The organism is Qipengyuania mesophila, assembly GCF_019711655.1.
In the GTDB taxonomy this organism is placed as follows: Bacteria; Pseudomonadota; Alphaproteobacteria; order Sphingomonadales; family Sphingomonadaceae; genus Qipengyuania; species Qipengyuania mesophila.
The window spans coordinates 770,001-772,500 of sequence record NZ_JAIGNU010000001.1 but is presented as its reverse complement, the minus strand read 5'-3'; the positions used below and the strand labels follow the sequence as shown (position 1 = coordinate 772,500).

Genomic DNA, 2,500 nt, shown 5'->3' with positions numbered 1-2,500 from the left:
GAGGAAAAGACATCAACAGAGATTCCCGTAGTAGTGGCGAGCGAACCGGGACCAGGCCAGTGCCTTCATTTCAACTAGCAAAACACTTTGGAAAGAGTGGCCATAGTGGGTGACAGCCCCGTATGCGAAAGTGATGATGAAGGACTCGAGTAGGGCGGGACACGTGAAATCCTGTCTGAACATGGGGGGACCACCCTCCAAGCCTAAATACTCGCACATGACCGATAGCGAACACAGTACCGTGAGGGAAAGGTGAAAAGCACCCCGATTAGGGGAGTGAAACAGTACCTGAAACCGGATGCTTACAAGCAGTTGGAGCCCCATAGGGGGTGACAGCGTACCTCTTGCATAATGGGTCAGTGACTTAATTTATCGAGCAAGCTTAAGCCGTTAGGTGTAGGCGCAGCGAAAGCGAGTCTGAATAGGGCGACTGAGTTCGATGAATTAGACCCGAACCCCGGCGATCTAGGCATGGCCAGGTTGAAGGTGCGGTAACACGCACTGGAGGACCGAACCGGTGAATGTTGAAAAATTCTCGGATGAGCTGTGTTTAGGGGTGAAAGGCCAATCAAGCCGGGAAATAGCTGGTTCTCCGCGAAATCTATTGAGGTAGAGCGTCGGATGTATGCCGATGGGGGTAGAGCACTGGATGGGCTAGGGCTGCGCGAGCGGTACCAAACCTAACCAAACTCCGAATACCATCGAGTCTTATCCGGCAGACAGACGGCGGGTGCTAAGGTCCGTCGTCAAAAGGGAAACAGCCCTAACCTACAGCTAAGGTCCCCAAGTCATATCTAAGTGGGAAAGCATGTGGGAATCCCAAAACAACCAGGAGGTTGGCTTAGAAGCAGCCATCCTTTAAAGAAAGCGTAACAGCTCACTGGTCTAAATAAGGGTTCCTGCGGCGAAGATGTAACGGGGCTAAAGATATGCACCGAAGCTTAGGGTTCAGAATTTATTCTGAGCGGTAGCGGAGCGTTCCGTAAGCGAGTGAAGGCGAAGGGTAACCGACGCTGGACGTATCGGAAGTGCGAATGCTGACATGAGTAGCGACAAAGAGGGTGAGATGCCCTCTCGCCGAAAGACCAAGGGTTCCTGCGCAACGCTAATCGGCGCAGGGTTAGCCGGCCCCTAAGACGAGCCCGAAGGGGGTAGTCGATGGGAACCACGTAAATATTCGTGGGCCTGAAGATGTGTGACGGATCGTGGAAGTTGTTTTCTCTTATTGGATTGAGAGGGCAGCCAAGCGGTTCCAGGAAATAGCCTCTTCACTATAGACCGTACCCGAAACCGACACAGGTGGTCAGGTAGAGTATACCAAGGCGCTTGAGAGAAGTATCCTGAAGGAACTCGGCAAATTGCCTCCGTACCTTCGGAAGAAGGAGGCCCCATCTTAACGCAAGTTTTGGTGGGGGGCACAGGCCAGGGGGTAGCGACTGTTTAGCAAAAACACAGCACTCTGCTAAGTCGGCTTCAAGACGACGTATAGGGTGTGACGCCTGCCCGGTGCTCGAAGGTTAAGAGGAGGAGTGCAAGCTCCGAATTGAAGCCCGAGTAAACGGCGGCCGTAACTATAACGGTCCTAAGGTAGCGAAATTCCTTGTCGGGTAAGTTCCGACCTGCACGAATGGCGTAACGACTTCCCCACTGTCTCCAGGATATGCTCAGCGAAATTGAATTCTCCGTGAAGATGCGGAGTACCCGCGGTTAGACGGAAAGACCCCGTGCACCTTTACTGCAGCTTCAGAGTGGCATTAGGAAATTACTGTGTAGCATAGGTGGGAGGCTTTGAAGCGACGGCGCCAGCTGTCGTGGAGCCATAGGTGAAATACCACCCTGTGATTTTCTGATGTCTAACCACGCACCGTTAGCCGGTGTTGGGACCCTCTGTGGCGGGTAGTTTGACTGGGGCGGTCGCCTCCTAAAGAGTAACGGAGGCGCGCGATGGTAGGCTCAGGACGGTTGGAAACCGTCTGCAAGAGTGCAATGGCATAAGCCTGCCTGACTGCGAGACTGACGAGTCGAGCAGAGACGAAAGTCGGTCATAGTGATCCGGTGGTCCCTCGTGGAAGGGCCATCGCTCAACGGATAAAAGGTACGCCGGGGATAACAGGCTGATGATTCCCAAGAGCTCATATCGACGGAATCGTTTGGCACCTCGATGTCGGCTCATCACATCCTGGGGCTGGAGCAGGTCCCAAGGGTTTGGCTGTTCGCCAATTAAAGTGGTACGTGAGCTGGGTTCAGAACGTCGCGAGACAGTTTGGTCCCTATCTGCCGTGGGCGTCGATTGTTGAAAGGAGTTGCCCCTAGTACGAGAGGACCGGGGTGAACGTACCTCTGGTGTACCTGTCATCCTGCCAAGGGTGCCGCAGGGTAGCTATGTACGGACGGGATAACCGCTGAAAGCATCTAAGCGGGAAGCCTCCCTTGAGATAAGCAATCTTCGAACCGTCATAGACCATGACGTTGATAGGCCGGGTGTGGAAGCGCAGTAATG

At 53.8% G+C, this 2,500-nt stretch carries 1 rRNA gene (running past both ends of the window); it reads left to right on the top strand.

What is annotated here, in order from left to right:
• Positions 1 to 2,500: ribosomal RNA gene (locus K3181_RS03900) — 23S ribosomal RNA — on the top strand (it extends past both window edges: 252 nt to the left, 41 nt to the right).